2 protein-coding genes and 1 pseudogene are annotated in these 1206 nt (G+C 38.6%); all 3 read right to left on the bottom strand.

Annotation, left to right across the window (positions count from 1 at the left end; translation table 11 throughout):
* Nucleotides 1–68: 68 nt before the first annotated feature.
* Nucleotides 69–569, bottom strand: coding sequence for a polymorphic toxin type 25 domain-containing protein (locus tag AM629_RS21135; RefSeq protein WP_268794992.1), 501 nt, complete (start codon nt 567–569; stop codon nt 69–71).
* Nucleotides 570–653: 84 nt separating this feature from the next.
* Complete coding sequence (locus AM629_RS21130; protein WP_054481767.1) at nt 654–893, bottom strand: hypothetical protein; 240 nt, start codon at nt 891–893, stop codon at nt 654–656.
* Nucleotides 877–1206: pseudogene (locus AM629_RS21125) on the bottom strand (hypothetical protein); the annotation flags it as partial. The gene AM629_RS21130 and the pseudogene AM629_RS21125, both read right to left, overlap by 17 nt.

The raw sequence follows: 1206 nt of genomic DNA, 5'->3' as shown, positions 1-1206 counted from the left end.
GATGAAGCATGCAAGAAACCCCAACAGACTCAAGACCATCAAAATAAACGGAATATATACAATCATGCTCATTTATCCTTAAACTCATGTTTATATATTTCAGTGCCAACTTTGCCATTCACGTCTGCTTCACCTAATGGAGTTTCCCTTGAAATACCACCCCAGCCAATTGAAGGCCCTATACCAAGTGATACACCTATTCCATCTTTTCCTGCTGATATTCCAAATGAACCATAGCCAAAACCTAGATCAAAAGAATAATCTTTATCTTGGACTCCTAATAAACCTGGGAAATAAGGGCCAAATTCTATTCCGACAGTTGCTCCACCATGAGCACCAATAGCTGTTGTCATCCCACCATTAATTGCAAATTTATTTGGATCCAATGCTGCTTCAGCAAACCCTGCTGGACCTATTCCTGCTGTAACCTCACCTTTTACATGTGGTTTAACTTTATAAGTAACCCCCCATGATGGCCCCTGATGAGAGTATTTTATAGCTTCGTTTATTTCTTCTACTGTTTTCCCTTTACCTTGTAGATCAAAGGACAATGATGCATCTGAACTGATCGAGTTGGCTATCTGCCCCCAAAAGGTTCCTGGACCATAACCAAGGGCATTATTATCCGCAGAATTATTGAAAGATTATGATGATTAAGATTTGTTTTCTTTCAGCCGTGCTAAAAACCAAGCACCTATACCAAGTGGTACACCTGTTGCTATTCCTCTTTTTACAGAAAACCACAATTCATCTCGATAAAAATAAAAATTACCATCAACAAAATAAAATATTAAAGCAACAATTAACCTGGTGGTAAAAATCAGTAAGGATAAAAAAGAGCAAAAATACATTATGAATAAAAAAAGTCGAAAAATATTATTTTTTAACTTCATCTTTTTTAACCCTTTTTTCTAGTTGTTTTTGAATTGCAGATCCAGATACTTCACTAATAATTGTACCACTTACTACTCCCGCAGCTTCTGATACTGCTTGGGTTGCTACAGGGGTTAATTTATCAGTAACAACTTTACCGCCAACACTACCAGCCGCAGTACCAAGCCCGGCACCAATAACCGGTACAAGTGGGCTTTTATCCTGTAGTTTTGCCCCAACATACGCACCAGTAATACTCGCTATTTCTGTAAACCAAAAGCCTTTGCCTTGTGTTACTGCCCCCGTTCCCGTGGCTATCAATGCGTCAGTCAT

The organism is Photorhabdus heterorhabditis, assembly GCF_001280945.1.
In the GTDB taxonomy this organism is placed as follows: Bacteria; Pseudomonadota; Gammaproteobacteria; order Enterobacterales; family Enterobacteriaceae; genus Photorhabdus; species Photorhabdus heterorhabditis.
This window is presented reverse-complemented; position numbering and strand designations above follow the sequence as displayed.

What these genes read in the sequence shown, in the direction of transcription:
- AM629_RS21130 (WP_054481767.1), bottom strand. Translation starts at nt 893, where the DNA reads ATGAAGTTAAAAAATAATATTTTTCGACTTTTTTTATTCATAATGTAT.